General features: G+C 43.3%; 16 protein-coding genes. 7 read left to right on the forward strand and 9 right to left on the reverse strand.

Going from position 1 to position 17,579, the window contains the following annotated elements:
- Positions 1–49: 49 nt before the first annotated feature.
- Positions 50–1,639, reverse strand: coding sequence for an apolipoprotein N-acyltransferase (gene lnt, locus ACNORC_RS14915; RefSeq protein WP_418336471.1), 1,590 nt, complete (start codon positions 1,637–1,639; stop codon positions 50–52).
- 180 nt (positions 1,640–1,819) lie between these two features.
- Here lnt and ACNORC_RS14920 point away from each other — a divergent pair, with 180 nt between their 5' ends.
- The gene (locus tag ACNORC_RS14920) at positions 1,820–2,587 is read left to right on the forward strand and encodes a CDP-alcohol phosphatidyltransferase family protein (protein ID WP_418336472.1); all 768 of its coding nucleotides are present in this window, start codon (positions 1,820–1,822) and stop codon (positions 2,585–2,587) included.
- An 86-nt stretch (positions 2,588–2,673) separates the two neighbouring features.
- Here the strand turns inward: ACNORC_RS14920 and lptB are convergent, their stop codons facing one another.
- From lptB to ACNORC_RS14945, 5 genes are all read right to left on the reverse strand, one after another.
- On the reverse strand, positions 2,674–3,414 hold the full coding sequence (gene lptB, locus ACNORC_RS14925) for an LPS export ABC transporter ATP-binding protein (RefSeq protein WP_418336473.1): 741 nt from the start codon (positions 3,412–3,414) through the stop codon (positions 2,674–2,676).
- A 124-nt stretch (positions 3,415–3,538) separates the two neighbouring features.
- A complete protein-coding gene (locus ACNORC_RS14930) occupies positions 3,539–3,910 on the reverse strand; it encodes a four helix bundle protein (RefSeq protein ID WP_418336474.1) in 372 nt (123 codons plus the stop codon).
- Positions 3,911–3,984: 74 nt separating this feature from the next.
- Positions 3,985–4,341 carry a carboxymuconolactone decarboxylase family protein gene (locus tag ACNORC_RS14935; protein WP_418336475.1) on the reverse strand — a complete coding sequence of 119 codons (357 nt, stop codon included), beginning with the start codon at positions 4,339–4,341 and terminating at the stop codon, positions 3,985–3,987.
- A complete protein-coding gene (tatC, locus tag ACNORC_RS14940; protein ID WP_418336476.1) occupies positions 4,338–5,171 on the reverse strand; it encodes a twin-arginine translocase subunit TatC in 834 nt (277 codons plus the stop codon). The genes ACNORC_RS14935 and tatC overlap by 4 nt, the downstream gene beginning before the upstream one ends.
- A 1-nt stretch (position 5,172) precedes the next feature.
- A complete protein-coding gene (locus ACNORC_RS14945; RefSeq protein WP_418336477.1) occupies positions 5,173–6,138 on the reverse strand; it encodes a KpsF/GutQ family sugar-phosphate isomerase in 966 nt (321 codons plus the stop codon).
- Between the two features lie 86 nt (positions 6,139–6,224).
- Between ACNORC_RS14945 and ACNORC_RS14950 the strand changes: the two genes are divergently transcribed.
- Both ACNORC_RS14950 and ACNORC_RS14955 read left to right on the forward strand, forming a co-directional pair.
- Positions 6,225–8,423, forward strand: coding sequence for a RecQ family ATP-dependent DNA helicase (locus tag ACNORC_RS14950; protein WP_418336478.1), 2,199 nt, complete (start codon positions 6,225–6,227; stop codon positions 8,421–8,423).
- A 744-nt stretch (positions 8,424–9,167) separates the two neighbouring features.
- Complete coding sequence (locus tag ACNORC_RS14955; RefSeq protein ID WP_418336479.1) at positions 9,168–10,100, forward strand: peptidylprolyl isomerase; 933 nt, start codon at positions 9,168–9,170, stop codon at positions 10,098–10,100.
- 81 nt (positions 10,101–10,181) lie between these two features.
- Here ACNORC_RS14955 and ACNORC_RS14960 read toward each other — a convergent pair whose 3' ends face one another.
- Entirely contained in the window at positions 10,182–10,820 is a 639-nt protein-coding gene (locus ACNORC_RS14960; RefSeq protein WP_418336480.1) for a peroxiredoxin, read from the reverse strand.
- 87 nt (positions 10,821–10,907) lie between these two features.
- Positions 10,908–11,471: a thioredoxin family protein gene (locus ACNORC_RS14965; protein WP_418336481.1), complete on the reverse strand. Its 564-nt coding sequence runs from the start codon at positions 11,469–11,471 to the stop codon at positions 10,908–10,910.
- A gap of 88 nt (positions 11,472–11,559) precedes the next feature.
- Here ACNORC_RS14965 and ACNORC_RS14970 point away from each other — a divergent pair, with 88 nt between their 5' ends.
- From ACNORC_RS14970 to ACNORC_RS14985, 4 genes are all read left to right on the forward strand, one after another.
- Positions 11,560–12,018 carry an Mpo1 family 2-hydroxy fatty acid dioxygenase gene (locus ACNORC_RS14970; RefSeq protein ID WP_418336482.1) on the forward strand — a complete coding sequence of 153 codons (459 nt, stop codon included), beginning with the start codon at positions 11,560–11,562 and terminating at the stop codon, positions 12,016–12,018.
- On the forward strand, positions 12,018–12,353 hold the full coding sequence (locus ACNORC_RS14975) for a tRNA-binding protein (protein WP_418336483.1): 336 nt from the start codon (positions 12,018–12,020) through the stop codon (positions 12,351–12,353). Before ACNORC_RS14970 ends, ACNORC_RS14975 begins: the two co-directional genes overlap by 1 nt.
- 28 nt (positions 12,354–12,381) lie before the next feature.
- Positions 12,382–12,678 carry a hypothetical protein gene (locus ACNORC_RS14980; RefSeq protein WP_418336484.1) on the forward strand — a complete coding sequence of 99 codons (297 nt, stop codon included), beginning with the start codon at positions 12,382–12,384 and terminating at the stop codon, positions 12,676–12,678.
- Positions 12,679–12,739: 61 nt separating this feature from the next.
- Complete coding sequence (locus ACNORC_RS14985; RefSeq protein WP_418336485.1) at positions 12,740–14,914, forward strand: TonB-dependent receptor; 2,175 nt, start codon at positions 12,740–12,742, stop codon at positions 14,912–14,914.
- Positions 14,915–15,012: 98 nt separating this feature from the next.
- Here ACNORC_RS14985 and ACNORC_RS14990 read toward each other — a convergent pair whose 3' ends face one another.
- The gene (locus tag ACNORC_RS14990; RefSeq protein ID WP_418336486.1) at positions 15,013–17,529 is read right to left on the reverse strand and encodes a M14 family metallopeptidase; all 2,517 of its coding nucleotides are present in this window, start codon (positions 17,527–17,529) and stop codon (positions 15,013–15,015) included.
- Between the last annotated feature and the right edge of the window lie 50 nt (positions 17,530–17,579).

The raw sequence follows: 17,579 nt of genomic DNA on the forward strand, positions 1-17,579 counted from the left end.
TTTTAAGGAGGATCTGTGGACTGCCCCAGGAGCTTTGAATTCTGAAATTTTAAATTCTTTTTCTCTTCCATTTCACCATGGCAAAAAGGAAGATGAACAAGCTGAGGAAATTTGCAATCCGGGCCAGGTAATCCCCGTAGCGGGTGTAGAAAGTGAGCTTATCGTTGAGGGTAAGTTCTCCCCTTAAAGCTCCCTTCTTCTCGTAACCGAGGGATTGGGTGATCTGCCCTTTTTCATTGATGAAGGCTGAGATACCTGTGTTGGCACTACGGGCAACAGAACGCCGGTTCTCAATAGCTCTTAACCTTGCGTAACTCAAATGTTGTTTATGACCCTGAGTCCGTCCCCACCAGGCGTCGTTCGTAATGATCGCGAGAAAATCTGCTCCTTTGTTGACATAACCGGTGACAAAATCCCCGTAAACCGATTCATAGCAGATAATAGGTCCAACTTTTTCCCCGTTAAGAAGTTCAAACACGCCACGTTCCTTCTGAGTGGTTTTCATAGCTACCGTTCCACCCAAGTCGATCATCACATTACCTAAAACGGGTTTCAGGACTTCCTGATACGGAAAGTTCTCCACCCCAACGACAAGCTTTGATTTATGGTAGAAGCTTACTGAATCCCTGGCAGTGACCATAAACGCCGAATTGTAATCATCATACCAGTCCCTCGGACCAATTTGATTGCTTTGACTCCTTACCCGCGACGGATTATTAAAACGCTCGTACATTGAGATACCACTCAAAAATGCCATTTTTGAATGCCTTCTCACGAAATCCCTGGTGAAGAAATTGGCTTCAGAGTTCTCGAACTGACTGTAAATGGTACCATCAGCAAAAACGGTTTCTGGAGCTATGACTATGTCAGTATTGGGACTGATATTTTCTTCGGCGAGTTTGGTCAAAAGCTGTCCGATCCTGACATCGGTAGTGTTGTATTTTTCCGTGTAGGGGTTAATGTTGGGTTGCAGAACGACTGCCTCCAGCTTCTTTTCACTTTCTTCGTAGTTGAACAGAATAAGATAGGATAGGCCAATTGGCAGTAGGATCAATAGCCCATTTTTCAGTAAACCTCTTAACAGGATGGCCTTGTCCTGATGTTGTCGGTAAAGAAGCAGCATTTTCAGTAGTCCCACATTTACCAGTAAGACCCATAAGGTTCCTCCAAAAGTTCCGGTATATTCATACCACTGTATCCAGGTAGAGTATTCAGAAAAGCCATTTCCAAGGTTTAACCACGGCCATGAAAACTCCCAGTTGAGGTGCAGGTATTCAAAACTCATCCAGAGACTGATGAGGAAACTGGCGGCCGCTTTAAAATCGACTCTTTTTGCTACGATGTGATAGATGAGGAATACCAGTGACATCAGCAATGAATTGACCACTATGGCAAAAATCCCTCCAAAGGGCGTGGAAAAGTAGAGCCAGTAAGTGGTTATGAGATTCCAGATGAAAAAACTGAGGTAAGAGAGCCCGAAGATCTTTAATTTTCGATAATGGGCCTCTTCCATTCTTATTCGGTATTCGGAATAGAGAAGAGGTACAAAAGCAACGAACAGCAGTAACGGAAACCCGTAGGTGGGCCATCCAAGAGCCAGCAACATACCCGACAGCAGGGCGTAAAAAAAGTACTTCATCAGGGGAGCTTTGGCTCAAAAATACAAATTCTTTCCTCATTTCAGGCGGAGCAGAAATTTGGCAAAAAACATACAGTTAGAGAAATTGTTTTTCGCGCCACGGCCCTAAAAATTTCAGAAGAGAATCATATCCTTCAGAAGAAAAGATAGTTTTAGTACATTTACCTAAAACCAACCTGTATGAGCCTAAAAAGACATATTCCCAATACCATCACTCTTCTTAATCTCTTCTGCGGAAGTATTGCCGCGATCTTTGCCGTGCAGGGAAACCTGGTCATGGCTGCCATTTTTGTTGGACTGGGGATCTTTTTTGACTTTTTTGACGGACTTGCAGCCCGTATGCTTGATGTGAAAACTGAATTGGGTTTACAGCTGGACTCGCTGGCAGATATGATCACCAGCGGATTAGTACCGGGAATTATCATGTTTCAGCTATTACTAAAGGCTCTGCCGGGAAGCGGACTGGAAAATGTGGATTGGGAATCGGGAAATGACCTTTTGGAATGGAATTTTCCGGTTGCAGCGCTGGCAGGTTTGTTGGTGACCTTAGGTTCCGGCTACCGGCTTGCAAAATTCAATATTGATGAGCGGCAAACCGATTCTTTCATAGGTCTGCCAACACCTGCCAATGCCTTATTGATCATCAGCCTACCGTTGATCCTTATTTTTCAGCCGCAACCACAATTAGTTCAGATCATTTTGAACCAGTGGTTTTTGCTGGGTCTCACTATTTTTAGCTGTTATATGCTGAATGCTGAGATCCCGCTTTTCGCTTTGAAATTCAAGACCTGGGGCTTTTCTGCGAATAAACTGCGGTACCTATTCCTTTTATATTGTGTGGTAGCATTGATCTTCCTTCACTTTGCAGCCATTCCTTTGGTGATCATCAGTTACGTTTTGCTGTCTATGCTGGCCACGCATAGAAGTAGGGTGGAGGTCAAAAGTTAAGAATTCAGAAAAGTATAACTGCAGAAGTTTCTTCCGAAAAAAGGCATTTTTTAAACTTTGTAGAGTGGGTAGATTCGGGATTGAAACTAATTGAACAGCTTCTTCTTTCTGAGCTCGAAGTTTTGCCCTAGATATACCTTTCTCACCATTTCGTCTTCGGCAAGTTCTTCGGGAATACCTGCCTTTAGAATACGGCCTTCGAACATAAGATAAGTGCGGTCAGTAATAGCAAGGGTTTCCTGCACGTTGTGGTCGGTAATGAGAATTCCGATGTTCTTTTCCTTCAGTTGAGCCACAATCCGCTGAATATCTTCAACCGCTACAGGGTCAACTCCGGCAAAGGGTTCATCCAAAAGAATAAAATTTGGATCGGTGGCCAAGGCGCGGGCAATTTCGGTCCTTCTTCGTTCCCCACCACTCAAAAGGTCACCGCGGTTTTTGCGAATATGCCCTAATCCGAATTCGTCAATAAGCGATTCCATTTTCATTTGGCGCTCCTTCTTGGAAAGCTTCGTAAGTTCCAGAACACTCATGATATTATCTTCAATACTCAACTTTCTGAAAACTGAAGCTTCCTGCGCCAGGTAACCAATTCCATATTGGGCACGTTTGTACATAGGAAATTTGGTGATATCCTCCCTGTCAAGATATATCCTTCCGCCGTTAGGCTTGATAAGCCCCACGATCATATAAAAAGAAGTAGTTTTTCCTGCACCATTTGGCCCCAGCAAACCGACGATCTCTCCCTGGTTCACTTCCAGGGAAATGCCTTTGACCACTTCGCGGCCTTTGTAGGATTTTATGAGGGTGTCGGCTCGTAGTTTCATATTCTTTTTCTTCTTTTTATTCTGTCAACAGATGCGATCTTATTTCTCGAAAGATAAGAAAATGTAGTTAGAGGTCAGTGGTCGGTGGTCAGTGGTCATTGGTTCGTACCTATTATAGTTTTTACTACTTACTTTTTGACTTCAGGTACTTTTGGAGACTCTTGATCATTTTAAACATCTCCAGGAGCATAATTCTTGAGCTTTGATTTTGCTCTTTTGAAATATATCCTCTTCTAAAGGCAATTGTTGAACAGGTAACGCATTCCCTTAGAGAGTCGTCAGCTAACTGCAGAAACCTGTGAAACTGTGCATCAGTATCTCCTGAGCCTTCCGAAGTATTTAAAGCTATAGAGACTGCGGCCCTGTTGTATTGAGAAGCAAGGCTATACAATTCTTTCTGTGGGAATTTATCGGTCAAGGAATAAACGTGGTCAGTAAAATCCAGGGCTTTTTGATAAACCTTTAAATCCTCAAAACTAAAATGCACATTATCCATAAGATTGATTATTTAATTTGAGACCTCTGCCCTCTGTCCACTGTCCTCTGATCGAAAAAATTCTTTATGTTACTTTATATAGAACTACCGGCTTTCTCTAACTCCTCCCAAAATTCGTAAGCTCTTCTAAGGTGTGGGATCACAATGGTTCCACCTACTAAAGTAGCTATACTCAGTGCTTCCATAGTTTCTTCTTTGGTAATACCTTCTTTGAAACAGGTTTCCAAATGATATTTTACGCAGTCATCGCAGCGCAATACGGTGGAGGCTACCAACCCCAGTAATTCTTTTGTCTTTACATCAAGTGCACCCGATGCAAAAGCATTGGTGTCAAGATTAAAGATCCTTTTAATGATCTTATTATTATCTGCCAGGATCTTATCATTCATCTTCTGGCGGTACTCGTTAAATTCTTCTACCTGGTTGCTCATCGCTTTTGCTTTCTTAGTTTTCTTTCTTCATTTCTGTTCACGATCCGGGATATCAGGATACTTATTTCATAGAGAAAAAGTACCGGAATGGCCACAATGATCTGGCTCAAAATATCTGGAGGGGTTATAATAGCGGAGATGATCAAAACGATCACCAACGCGAATTTTCTGTATTTCCGAAGGAATTGAGGTGTTACCAGACCAATCTTGGTAAGGAAGTAAATAACTATAGGTAACTCAAAGATCAATCCACAGGCTATAACAGAAGACCTTACAAGACTTATGTAGCTCCCAATATCAAATTCATTTAGCACCTTTTCACTTACCTGGTATTTTCCGAGGAAATTAATGGAAAGAGGTGTAATAAGGTAATAACCGAATAAAACTCCTGCAAAGAATAAGAGAGAGGAAATGAAAATAAATCCTCGTGCAGTATTCCGTTCCTTTGTGTACATGGCAGGGGAGATAAACCTCCAGAACTCATATAATACATACGGAAAGGCGATAATGAAGCCCGCTGTAATAGCTGTCCAAACGTGGGCTGAGAACTGTCCGCCCATAGTCCGGCTCTGAATGGTAAAAGGCATTTCATCAAAACAGAATCCGCCTTCAACTCCTACCATGGTTGATAGTTGGCAAAGGATATCGTAAGTGAAGAAATCTGGATTTGTGGGGCCAAAAAGGAGTACGTCAAATATGAATCCCTTAGCCAAAAAGGCTGCTGTGGCAGCAATTACTACCGCAAACGTAGCTCTTATTAGGTGCCAACGCAGCTCTTCGAGGTGATCCAAAAATGACATTTCCCCTGCCTGTTTTCTTTCTTTCGCCATTTTAGATTATTCCTTCTCTTATTAAGTTGTGCAGGTGAACAACTCCGTAATATTTTTCCTTTTTGACCGCCAGCAATTGTGAGATCTTGTTTTCTTCCAGCACGTCAAGGGCATCAACCGCCATCGCGTCGTAGGAAATGGTCTTCGGATTTTTACTCATAATATCCCGGGCCTGGAGTCCTGAAATATCGATACTCTTGTATAACATTCGTCTAATATCCCCGTCTGTCACAATTCCCACGATCTTGCCGTTCTCGATCACCGCGGCCACCCCAAGCATTTTTTCAGATATCTCAATGATCACCTGCGGAATTGGAGTGTCAGGTGCAACGGCAGGTTTCTGGTTTTGATCTGCAATATCACTAACGCGCAGGTAAAGTTTTTTTCCTAAAGCTCCTCCGGGATGGTACTTTGCAAAATCCTTACTTGAAAAATTCCGCATTTTTAGAAGGCATACCGCAAGGGCATCTCCAATCACCAGTTGTGCAGTGGTACTGGTTGTGGGTGCCAGATTATTGGGGCAGGCTTCCTTTTCAATATAGGTGTTGATGGTATGATCTGCCTGTTTTCCCAGGAAGGATTCTGTATTTCCGGTAATTGCGATCAGTCTGTTTCCGAAATTCTTAATAAGGGGCACCAGTACTTTGATCTCAGGGGTATTTCCGCTTTTTGAGATACAAATGACCACATCATCTTTCAAAATGGTTCCCAGGTCTCCGTGAATGGCATCTGCCGCGTGCATAAAGATGGCAGGAGTGCCGGTGGAGTTCAATGTCGCTACAATTTTAGTAGCAATAGCAGCACTTTTTCCTATTCCTGTAATTATAACTCTACCCTTGGAATGGTAGATGGCTTCTACTGCATTTGCAAAATTTTGGTCTAATAATTGCTCTAAATTTGCGATTGCTTTGGCTTCAGTTAAAATGGTTTCTCTGGCGACAGAGAGTATTTTTTCTTGAGGTGTCAAATTTGTAGAATTAGGAATTGCATGAAGTAAAGAAAAACGTATCTTTAATAATTGTGCAAATGTATGTAAAATTGTAACACAATTGAATGACTTCGCAGGAAATCAATTTACACGAACAGCTTAAAAAATACTTTGGTTTTAGCCAGTTTAAAGGCCTTCAGGAGGAGGTTATAAAAAGTATAGTCAATGATCACAATACCTTTGTGGTCATGCCTACCGGAGGAGGTAAATCCCTCTGTTATCAATTGCCGGCCCTTATCAAGGAAGGTACTGCAATTGTAGTTTCCCCCCTCATCGCCCTCATGAAGAACCAGGTGGATGCCATCCGTGGAATTTCCTCGGAAAATGGTATCGCCCATGTATTGAATTCCTCCCTGAACAAGACAGAAGTGAAACAGGTGAAGGAAGATATCACGAATGGAGTGACCAAGCTCCTCTACGTTGCCCCCGAATCGCTTACCAAGGAAGAGAATGTCGAGTTCTTACGTAGTGTTAAGATCTCATTTCTGGCCATTGATGAGGCGCACTGTATCAGTGAATGGGGTCACGATTTTAGGCCCGAATACCGAAATCTCAGGACCATCGTAAAGCGGATAGGGGATGATATTCCAATCATTGGCCTTACTGCTACTGCTACCCCAAAGGTACAGGAGGATATCCTGAAGAACCTCGGGATCACCGATGCCCGCACCTTTAAGGCTTCTTTTAATCGCCCCAACCTGTACTACGAAATACGGCCCAAGACCAAGAACGTCGATGCCGATATTATCAGGTTTATTAAGCAGAATCAAGGGAAAACAGGAATTATCTATTGCCTTAGCCGAAAACGGGTAGAGGAACTCGCGCAGACCCTTCAGGTGAACGGAATATCTGCCGTGCCCTATCACGCCGGGCTGGATGCCAAGACGCGCTCCAGGCATCAGGACATGTTCCTGATGGAAGACGTGGATGTTGTGGTTGCTACCATTGCCTTCGGAATGGGGATTGACAAACCCGATGTGCGATTCGTGATCCATCACGATATTCCAAAATCTATCGAAAGCTATTACCAGGAGACCGGCCGTGCCGGAAGGGACGGGGGAGAAGGCCATTGTCTTGCCTTTTATTCCTATAAAGATATTGAGAAGCTCGAGAAATTCATGAGCGGTAAACCAGTGGCAGAGCAGGAGATTGGTCATGCCCTTTTGCAGGAAGTGGTCGCTTTTGCGGAAACCTCCGTGTCCCGAAGAAAATTCATTCTTCACTATTTTGGAGAAGAATTTGACGAAAAGACGGGCGAAGGAGCCGATATGGATGACAATGTCCGCAATCCTAAAAAGAAACATGAGGCAAAAGATGAGTTGGAATTGCTTTTAAAAACTGTAAAAGCGACCAATCAGCTTTACAAGTCCAAAGAGGTGGTCAATACGCTGGTGGGAAAATCCAACGCTGTGATCAAGTCTCATAAAACTGATGAGAATGCCCTCTTCGGAAAAGGACAGGATAAGGATTCCAAATATTGGATGGCGTTACTACGGCAGGCTTTAGTGGCTGGATACCTGCGGAAGGATATAGAAACATACGGAGTGGTCAAACTCACCAAAAAAGGAGAAAAATTTCTTAATTCTCCGGACTCTTTCATGATGACCGAAGATCATACCTACGAGGTGGATAGCCACGATGGTATAGTCAGTGCTGCAAAAAGCGGTGGAGGTACTGATGAAAGGCTGGTGAAAATGCTGAAGGAACTTCGCAAGAAAGAAGCAAAGAAAATTGGACTGGCACCTTACCTGGTATTCCAGGATCCTTCCCTCGAGGATATGGCACTGAAATATCCTGTCTCTATTGATGAATTAAGCAATATTCACGGAGTAGGAGAAGGGAAAGCCAAGAAGTATGGGAAACAATTCGTGGAGTTGATCGCCCGTTACGTGGAGGACAATGATATTACCCGTCCGGATGACCTGGTTGTCAAAACGACAGGAGCCAATAGCGGACTTAAGCTATACATTATTCAGAATGTGGACCGTAAGCTACCACTGGATGACATTGCAGCCGCTAAAGGCATGGAAATGCCAGATTTCATAAAAGAAATGGAGGCTATAGTTTACAGTGGTACCAAACTGAACATCGACTACTGGATCGACGAGATCCTCGATGAGGATCAGCAGGAAGAGATACATGAATATTTTATAGACGCCGAGACCGATAAGATCGAGGAGGCCCTTGAAGAATTTGACGGGGATTATGATGAAGAGGAGTTAAGGCTATACCGGATCAAGTTTATTAGTGAGGTTGCCAATTAAAATCTTTTAAATGTTATATAGAAGAACCGGAACAGCTGTTCCGGTTTTTTTTATGGATTGGTCCCTCAAGAGATTTCTCCTGCGTCGGAATGACAGCGGAACAATGCTTTTGTCATTCTGAACGAAGCGCAGCGCAGTGAAGAATCTCACTGTCGCAGGAGATTCCTCCTTCGTCGGAATGACAACCGAACAATGCTTTTTGTCATTCTGAACGAAGCGGAGCGCAGTGAAGAATCTCCTACTCTAAAGAGATTCCTCCTGCGTCGGAATGACAGCGGAACAATCCTTTTGCCATTCTGTACGGATCGCAGCGCAGTGAAGAATCTCATCCTCTAAAGAGATTCCTCCTTCGTCGGAATGACAAACGAACAATGCTTTTTGTCATTCTGAACGAAGTGCAGCAAAGTGAAGAATCTTAATGTCGCAAGAGATTCCTCCTTCGTCGGAATGACAACCGAACAATGCTTTTGTCATTCTGAACGGAGCGGAGCGCAGTGAAGAATCTCCTACTCTAAAGAGATTCCTCCTGCATCGGAATGACAAGAAATTGCACTTTGTCATTCTGAACGGAGCAGCGCGGAGTGAAGAATCTCACTGTCGCAAGAGATTCCTCCTTCGTCGGAATGACAACAGATACACCTTTTCTATTTAACAATCCTGCTAAACCTTTGTTATACCTCTAAAAGTAGACTTCCTACCTTTAAAAGCTTTCTTATCTTTGTGGTCTTAACTTAAAAAGCAGTTATGAACGACGGATTATACGCAAAATTCCACACCACTAAAGGAGAGATCCTGGTGGAACTGGAATTCGAGAAGACCCCGGGTACAGTGGGTAATTTTGTAGGCCTGGCCGAAGGAAACCTGGAAAACCAGGCTAAACCACAGGGCACTCCTTATTATGACGGATTAAAGTTTCACAGGGTAATTCCCGATTTCATGATCCAGGGAGGAGATCCTAAAGGTACCGGCGTTGGCGGACCTGGATATCAATTTGAAGATGAGATCCATCCGGATCTTAAACACGATCGTCCCGGTATTCTTTCTATGGCCAATGCGGGTCCGGGAACGAACGGTAGCCAGTTCTTTATCACTCATGTGGCTACGCCATGGCTTGATGGAAAACATACTGTCTTTGGCTACGTAGTGGAGGGACAGGAAGTGGTAGATGCTATCAAACAGGGAGATAAAATTGAAAAACTGGAGATTATTAGAGAAGGTGAAGCTGCAAAGAAATACAATGCGGTAGAAGCATTTCGCCAGTTCAATGGTGCTAAGGCAGAAAGAGAAGCAGCTGCCAAAAAGCAACAGGAAGAACTGATGGGTGAACTTGCCCAGGGTTTTGAAAAGACCGAAAGCGGACTTCGCTATAAATTCATCGCTGAAGGAAACGGCAAAAAAGCCGAAAAAGGCAAAACAGTTTCTGTGCATTATAAAGGAATGCTGGCAGATGGTACTGTTTTCGATTCTTCCTATAAAAGAAAACAACCTATCGAATTCCCTCTGGGAAAAGGCCATGTTATTGAAGGTTGGGATGAAGGGATACAGCTTCTAAAGGAGGGAGACCAGGCTAGATTTGTGATCCCGTCACATTTGGGTTATGGTGCCAGAGGTGCAGGAGGCGTTATACCGCCAAATGCGACCCTTATTTTTGATGTGGAACTGGTGAAAGTGAAGTAATTCGAAACGGAATATATTCAAAAACCTCCCGACTATGGGAGGTTTTTTGTTTGAGAAAATTTCTTCAGAAAATGCCCTTTTTCAATTCCCGGGCTGGGGAGTGAGTCGCAGGTAAGGTTTAACTTCCTTAAATCCTTTTGGGAAAAGGGTCTTTGCTTCCTCATTGGAGATGGAAGTGCTAATGACCACATCTTCTCCATTTTTCCAGTTGGCGGGAGTCGCAACTTTATAACCGGAGGTCAATTGTAATGAATCGATCACCCGCAAAAGTTCATCGAAATTGCGGCCGGTGCTTGCGGGATAGGTGATCATTAACTTGATGATCTTTTCCGGGTCGATTATATAGACAGATCTTACCGTTAGGTTTTCATCAGCATTCGGATGGATCATATCGTAAAGTTCAGCCACTTTTCGATCTTCATCGGCAATAATTGGAAAGTTGACCGTGGTGTTTTGGGTCTCATTAATATCCTTAATCCAATTCTTATGAGATTCCAGTCCGTCTACACTCAGAGCGAGCACCTTCACATTCCGTTTTTCAAATTCTTTCATGTATTTTGCGGCAGTTCCCAGTTCAGTTGTGCAAACCGGAGTATAATCAGCAGGGTGGGAGAAAAGGACGCCCCAGCTTTTTCCGAGGTAGTCATAGAAATTGATCTTTCCTTCTGAAGTTTCCGCATCAAAATTGGGGGCTTTATCCCCGAGTCGAAGTGTGCTCATGATTTTAAAATTTAGTTGTTCCCTAAATTTCTGAATTAAAAGCAACAAGAGGTTGGTCTTCAGGATTAAATATTCCTTAAAAAATGATCACGGAGCGTACTTCCACTTAATACTGCAGCCTACACTTGGTTTTTGAGGTCCCGGCACGGGGCGACTCCCTAGCAGAGCGTCCATTGCTTCCCTAAGTTCCCGGCCATTGATAGAATGTCCGTTGCCGGGTCGGGAGCTGTCTAATTGCCCATGATAGACCAGTTTTTCTTCCCCGTCAAAAAGATAGAAATCGGGGGTGCATTCTGCTTTATAATTCCGCGCTACTTCCTGTGTTCGATCATAGAGGTAAGGAAAGGTAAAGTTGTGTTTGCGGGCAAATTTCCACATAAGATCGGGGTGATCTTCAGGATATTTTTCTACGTCATTACTACTTATGGCTGCAAAACCAAAGCCCAAAACGCGGTAATCATTTGCTACCCGAACAATTTCATCGATCACATGTTTTACATAAGGACAATGATTGCAAAGGAACATGATCACAGTTCCTCTTTCTCCTTGAACATCAACTAATGAATACAAATTTGCAGTAACTGCATCGGGTAATTCAAAGTCTATTATTTCAGTTCCCAGTGGAAGTGTATTTGAAGCAGTTTCAGCCATTTTTTAAGTCTCAGTGAATTCCTGAAAAATACGAATTTTCGACGGAATATTTTCAAAATTGCTATCTTGTTCAGGTAAATTCACGAATATGAAATCATTAGATCATTGGTTTTCAGAATATGCGGTTAGTCACCAGAATGAAACAAATCAGCTGATACATTATTTCTGTGTTCCGGCTATTTTCTTCTCAATAGTAGGTTTGCTTATGAGCATACCACCTGGTCCTCTCACCGGAATTTTTCCCTTGTATATTCCCTTCCTGGAAAACTGGGCGGTGGTAATTTTGATCCTGGTGCTGCTCTTCTATTTCAGGCTGTCCTTCTCCATGGGATTTAAGATCCTGATCTTTGCCGGGCTTTGTATTGCAGGGAATTATTACCTGTCAAAACTAGGTGAACTATGGATGATCTCACTCGGCATTTTTGTAGTTGCATGGATAGGTCAGTTCTATGGACATAAAGTAGAAGGGAAGAAGCCTTCTTTCTTAAAAGACCTTCAATTTCTGCTCATTGGTCCCGCGTGGGTGATCAAAAAAGTCTTCGGATAATGAAAATTTCCTGGCAGGATTTTGAAAAGGTAGAAATGAGAGTTGGGACGGTCATCGAAGTTAATGACTTTCCCGAGGCACGTAATCCGGCGTACCAATTAAAGATCGATTTTGGTCCAGAAATAGGAATCCTCAAATCTTCTGCGCAGATCACCCGTCGTTACTCTAAAGAAGAGCTTACTAATCGACAGGTAATTGCCGTAGTTAACTTTCCGAAAAAACAGATAGCGAATTTCATGAGCGAATGCCTGGTGTTGGGTGCAGTGGGAGCAGATAACGATATAGTCCTCCTAAATACAGATTTTAAAGTAGAAAATGGATTAAGAGTGGGTTGAACCGGCAGGCTTTTTTAAATTTGCAGCCATGAAGATCGCCGGAATCATTTTTTCAATTCTTTTTTTAATGCTGAACGCGGTTCCTTGTTGTGCAGACTATTGCTCAGATGAAGAACCTGTGGAGAAGCATTCCGGTTCAGAGGGGGTATGTTCTCCTTTCCTGAGTTGCGGCAATTGTACAGGATTTGTATTACAGGAAGAATTCGTGGAACTACCCGTGGACATTCAGCCTTCAGTTTCAAAACCTGAATTTCCCGGAAAATACTTCCGTTCTGAATTTTCAGAAAATATCTGGCAGCCTCCTAAAATAAATAATGATCTTTAATTTCACCAAAGAAGGAAAACTGCTCCTTCTAAGTACCATTATTTAATTATTCAAGAAAAACATGAATTTAAAAAATATCACGGTGTTTACCCTGATGCTGTTGTCATCCCTGGTAAATGCTCAAAATACCTTTGAAGCCTACATTTTTGATGCCCAGACCAACACTGCCTTATCGGGAGCGAATGCCTCTGTTAAAGGAACTGCAGTAGGAGCAACCACTAATCAGGAAGGGCTTCTGATACTTGACAACGTCCCTGATGGAGAACAAACTATAGTTATAAGTTTTGTGGGCTATGAAACCCGCGAAATAGAAATGACCTTTCCGGCGGAAAAAAAAGAACCTTCAGTTATCTATCTTTTTCCGAAAGGAGAGGAGATGGAGGAGGTGATCATTTCTGCCACCCGTTCCAGAAGAACTATCGCTGATCTGCCCACGCGGGTGGAGGTGATCTCAGGGGAAGAACTTGGCGAAAAAGGCAATATGAAACCCGGAGATATCAGGATGTTATTGAACGAGACTACGGGGATCAGAACCCAGCAAACTTCGGCTACTTCCTACAATTCCAGTATAAGGATCCAGGGACTTGACGGGAAGTACACCCAGCTCCTCAAAGACGGATATCCTCTTTACTCAGGATTTTCGGGAGGATTGAGTCTTTTGCAAATAGTACCGCTCGACCTTCAGCAGGTGGAGGTGATCAAAGGTGCTTCTTCAACTCTTTATGGAGGTGGAGCCATCGCCGGACTGGTAAATTTGGTTTCTAAAAAACCGACAGATGAAGGGGAGCTCAATTTTCTGATCAACGGAACCTCGGCTCTCGGCCTCGACCTCAGTTCGTTTTATTCCAATACCTGGAACAAGATCGGGACTACCGTGTTCGTATCCTATAACTACGGAAATCCTTACGATCCGGCAGACAATGGTCTTACGGCCATTCCTGAATTCAACCGTTATACCGTCAACCCCAGATTATTTTATTACTTCAATGATCGCACAACTTTGGAGGTAGGCGTGAATACAGTGGTTGAAGAAAGGACAGGCGGGAATATCGATTTCATAGAAGGGGAACCGGTAGAGGATGCGTATTTTGAGCGTAATAATACCGAACGTATAACCACCAGAGTAGGTTTCGATCAATATTACCTTGATGGCTCGTATTTGAGTATAAAGAACAGTTTCAGCTTTTTTGAAAGAAAGATCGAGATCCCAGATTATGTCTTTTCAGGAGACCAGTTCGCTTCCTTCAATGAGGTGGCTTATAACTTCGGAAGCACAGAAATGGAATGGATAGCAGGTCTTAACCTCAATATTGACCGTTTTGAGGAAGATCCAAATCCGGGTTCCCAGCTCGTGGATTACAATCACATTACTTATGGGGCTTTTCTTCAGAATAACTGGAGTGTTAACAGGACCCTTAGTTTGGAGACGGGGCTTCGCGCCGACTATCAGAATGAATACGGATTTTTCCTCTTACCCAGACTTTCGGCTATGCTAAACCTTTCTGAAGATGTTACCGCCCGAATCGGTGGGGGCCTCGGGTACAAAACCCCGACGATCTTTACCGAAGACGCTGAAAGGATACAGTTTCAAAATGTGATGCCGATAGATGTGTCTCAAACCGAAGCTGAACGTTCCATTGGTCTTAACCTGGATGTGAATTACCGGACTGAACTTTTTAAAACTATTGATTTTAGCCTGAATACTTTGCTGTTCTACACCAAAGTAGAGGATCCTTTGATCTTAAGTAATGCGGGCGGAGAATTCTATGAATATACTCAGCCGAATGGTTTCATAGATACTAAAGGTCTGGAGTTGAATATGAGGTTTGGATATAGTAATTTCAAATTGTTCACGGGCTATACCTTAGCTGATGTGAACAGGCACTATGGTGGAGAGGTGACTGAAATGCCATTGGTGGCTCAGCACCGCCTGAATAATGTGCTGGTGTATGAACTGGAGGATAACCTGGTAATAGGCCTTGAAGGTTATTATTACGGACCTCAGGAACTGAATGACGGCACTACCGGACAGGATTATTGGATCTTCGGATTAATGACTGAAAAGAAATGGGAGAACTTTTCGATCTTCCTGAATTTCGAAAACTTTACCGATACCCGCCAAACAGGCTTTGATACCATTTACACCGGTTCAATTTCAGATCCGCAGTTTCGGGATATTTATGCGCCTGTTGACGGATTTGTGGTCAACGGTGGCGTTAAGATCAAAATTGACTAAGGACTAAAAAAGAAGAAAGGTTCCAAAAATGTCATTTTTGGAACCTTTTAATTTCTGGATCAGAGCCTCTGATCTATGATCTCAATCTTCTTTGGGATCTACATTTCATTTCCGAAGAAAACAGCATTCATAAGTAACTTGTTGGTACCATACCAAAAAGCTCTGAAGTTGGTGTTGTCTGTAAACAATATTACTTCGCCTCTTCCCATTGAATTTTGCTTGAAAGGAACTGTTCCCGGCATCAGTTCCAGGTTCTCTTCACTTATATATCCGCTCAACAGTGGCTTTTCAGTGTACTTAATTGGATTCTTATAGGAAGTAGAGTCTGCTTTCACAAAAATGGTAGTATCTCTAAAAAGGGCAATATTATCGTCTGCATATCCAAAATTTACAGGATGTGAGCGATCTTGTTTTGCTTCGAAAATGGCACCCCCAATTACCTGTGCTCCCCTAAAATCATCTTTCTGTTCAAAAGTGACATTTTTAGCAGGTACTTCTGATTCTGAAAATTCCAGGTCCATAAAATCATTCTTATCGAACCATTTTGCGGCATTTTTGAAGCCGATAAGTGTTCCTCCGCCACGAACCCATTCCTTCAATTTATCTGCATCTTTCTCGTCAAGAGCGCTACCCCAGCTGTTAGGAAGAATAATATCAGTGTAGCGATCAAGATCTGTTCTTGAAAAGTTGGTGATATCCAGCTTGGTGATCTTCATATTATAGCGTTGGTCAAAGAGATGCCAGATCTCTCCCGCATCGTATGGTGTAATACCTTCTCCTACCAATAAAGCCACTTTTTGAGGTTCTAAAGCTCGAAATTCGTTACTTCCCAGGTCAATTCCTGTTGTGGATCCGGTGCTTACTCCGTCAATGGAAATATGTGCATCCGTTGAAACTTCAGAAAGGAAGTCGTGCAATTCGTCTTTCTTTAGTTTCTGGTTTTGTACCGGAATTAGAATAGTCCCGTAATCATATTTTTTACCGCCGGCTGTAAATGGTTGCATGGCCACCTTTGCACGGATCCCTTTCTCCAGGATCTGGTTCAGTGCTTTTGGGGCTTCGTATTGATACCATTGCATCAGGTAAGCATACTGACTCATCTCCGGTTTGGCAAAGGCCGGCCAGGTGAGACTGTCGATTTTAGCTCCCGCAGTGCTGGCAGACGCATCATCGGTGAATGGTACGTCAAAGGCCAATGGAAAGGTCCAGGCAGATATATCGTAGAACAGACTGTCTTCAAAAGCCGTTCTTCTTTCAAACATCGCTTTCAAAAGCCGTTGTTGTTTTTGCTTTTTTGGGACCACATAACTGCTACCCGGTTCAAAGCTTTTTCCGTCTTTTGAAAAATTTTCCTTCAGTTCATGGATCTCGACCTGGTGTCTTTTCAGGATCTCGGCCAGGTGATAGGCAGAGGATGCATCTTTGGTGCTTCCGAAGACGTACGCACCTTTTTCAGCTTCTTTGCGCGAGTTCTGATAAAAATTCCGCTGATAGTTCAATAATTGTTCCCTCATGGAAGTGGCAGCCTTCAAAGTTGAAAGTGCTGCTGTGAACTGATTCCTGATGGTGAAAGGAAAAGTAAGTATTCCGTTGTCAGATTCCTGAGCATGCCCTCGGGAGCTGGCTTGTTCGAATAAGATCCCGATGCTTCCCTGGATATCCGGGAAAGTGGAACCTTTTCCGTAGTAGAAATCGTCGTAATTTTCTTCGGTATAATATAGCGAGCCCAATTCATCAAAGGCTGCTGCGTGATATTTTCCAATTTCCTGAGTGAGTTCCTGATTGAGGTCCGGCGTTAGCGGGTGAGTTCTGGAAGGAATCCCCGGCTGAAAGAAAAAGGAGGAATTGGTTCCCATCTCGTGATGGTCTGTAAGGATGTTAGGATACCAGTTGTGAAAAGTGGCGATACGGGCTTTACTTTCCGGAAGTTGTACAGGTAACCAGTCCCTGTTCATGTCAAACCAGTAATGGTTTGTACGGCCACCGGGCCAAACTTCATTGTATTCCCTGTCCTGAGGATCGGGATTGATATTGGCGCTTTTGTGAATATTCGCCCATGTTGAAAACCGTTGCAGTCCGTCCGGGTTAAAGACCGGATCAAAAAGAATTACAGTGTTATCAAGCGTGTTCTCGATTTCCGATCCTTCAGCCGCTGCTAAATAATAAGCGGCAAGCAGACCGGCGTTAGCTCCACTTGCTTCGTTCCCATGTATAGAGAAGCCCTGATTCACCACGATCGGCATATTAGCAATATCAATTTTTTCTGAACCAGGTTCCGTCAGTGCCACATGTTGTTTGCGGATATCTTCCAGGTTGCGGTGATTTTCTTCCGAAGTAATGATCAGCAGAATGAGAGGGCGACCTTCATAGGTAGTGCCGCGATTCTCCAGTTTGATCCTCGGTGAAGCTTCAGCAAGGCTGCGCATATAAGCCAGGATCTGGTCATGACTGGCATGCCACTGCCCCGGAACGTATCCCAATACGTCCTGAGGTTTGGGAATGGCTTCATTGTAGGTGACATCTTGAGGTAAATAATAGGAAAGATCGAGATCTTCCTGTGCTGCGAGATTAAAACTCAAAAACACAGAAAGGCAAAAAAGATATATTCTTGTCATATTTTAATTTTTTCAGTCGGTAATATAAAAAAACCGTCCCGATTGCTCGG

It is taken from the genome of Salinimicrobium soli (assembly GCF_048323655.1).
Lineage (GTDB): Bacteria > Bacteroidota > Bacteroidia > Flavobacteriales > Flavobacteriaceae > Salinimicrobium > Salinimicrobium soli.

Excerpts from the sequence above, each read along its gene's own strand:
- ACNORC_RS14955 (WP_418336479.1), top strand. The coding sequence starts at position 9,168 with ATGAACGACGGATTATACGCAAAATTCCACACCACTAAAGGAGAGATC.
- ACNORC_RS14985 (WP_418336485.1), top strand. The coding sequence starts at position 12,740 with ATGAATTTAAAAAATATCACGGTGTTTACCCTGATGCTGTTGTCATCC.
- ACNORC_RS14965 (WP_418336481.1), bottom strand. The coding sequence starts at position 11,471 with ATGGCTGAAACTGCTTCAAATACACTTCCACTGGGAACTGAAATAATA.
- ACNORC_RS14990 (WP_418336486.1), bottom strand. The coding sequence starts at position 17,529 with ATGACAAGAATATATCTTTTTTGCCTTTCTGTGTTTTTGAGTTTTAAT.
- ACNORC_RS14970 (WP_418336482.1), top strand. The coding sequence starts at position 11,560 with ATGAAATCATTAGATCATTGGTTTTCAGAATATGCGGTTAGTCACCAG.
- ACNORC_RS14975 (WP_418336483.1), top strand. The coding sequence starts at position 12,018 with ATGAAAATTTCCTGGCAGGATTTTGAAAAGGTAGAAATGAGAGTTGGG.
- ACNORC_RS14930 (WP_418336474.1), bottom strand. The coding sequence starts at position 3,910 with ATGGATAATGTGCATTTTAGTTTTGAGGATTTAAAGGTTTATCAAAAA.
- tatC (WP_418336476.1), bottom strand. The coding sequence starts at position 5,171 with ATGGCGAAAGAAAGAAAACAGGCAGGGGAAATGTCATTTTTGGATCAC.
- lnt (WP_418336471.1), bottom strand. The coding sequence starts at position 1,639 with ATGAAGTACTTTTTTTACGCCCTGCTGTCGGGTATGTTGCTGGCTCTT.
- ACNORC_RS14950 (WP_418336478.1), top strand. The coding sequence starts at position 6,225 with ATGACTTCGCAGGAAATCAATTTACACGAACAGCTTAAAAAATACTTT.
- lptB (WP_418336473.1), bottom strand. The coding sequence starts at position 3,414 with ATGAAACTACGAGCCGACACCCTCATAAAATCCTACAAAGGCCGCGAA.
- ACNORC_RS14960 (WP_418336480.1), bottom strand. The coding sequence starts at position 10,820 with ATGAGCACACTTCGACTCGGGGATAAAGCCCCCAATTTTGATGCGGAA.
- ACNORC_RS14935 (WP_418336475.1), bottom strand. The coding sequence starts at position 4,341 with ATGAGCAACCAGGTAGAAGAATTTAACGAGTACCGCCAGAAGATGAAT.
- ACNORC_RS14920 (WP_418336472.1), top strand. The coding sequence starts at position 1,820 with ATGAGCCTAAAAAGACATATTCCCAATACCATCACTCTTCTTAATCTC.
- ACNORC_RS14980 (WP_418336484.1), top strand. The coding sequence starts at position 12,382 with ATGAAGATCGCCGGAATCATTTTTTCAATTCTTTTTTTAATGCTGAAC.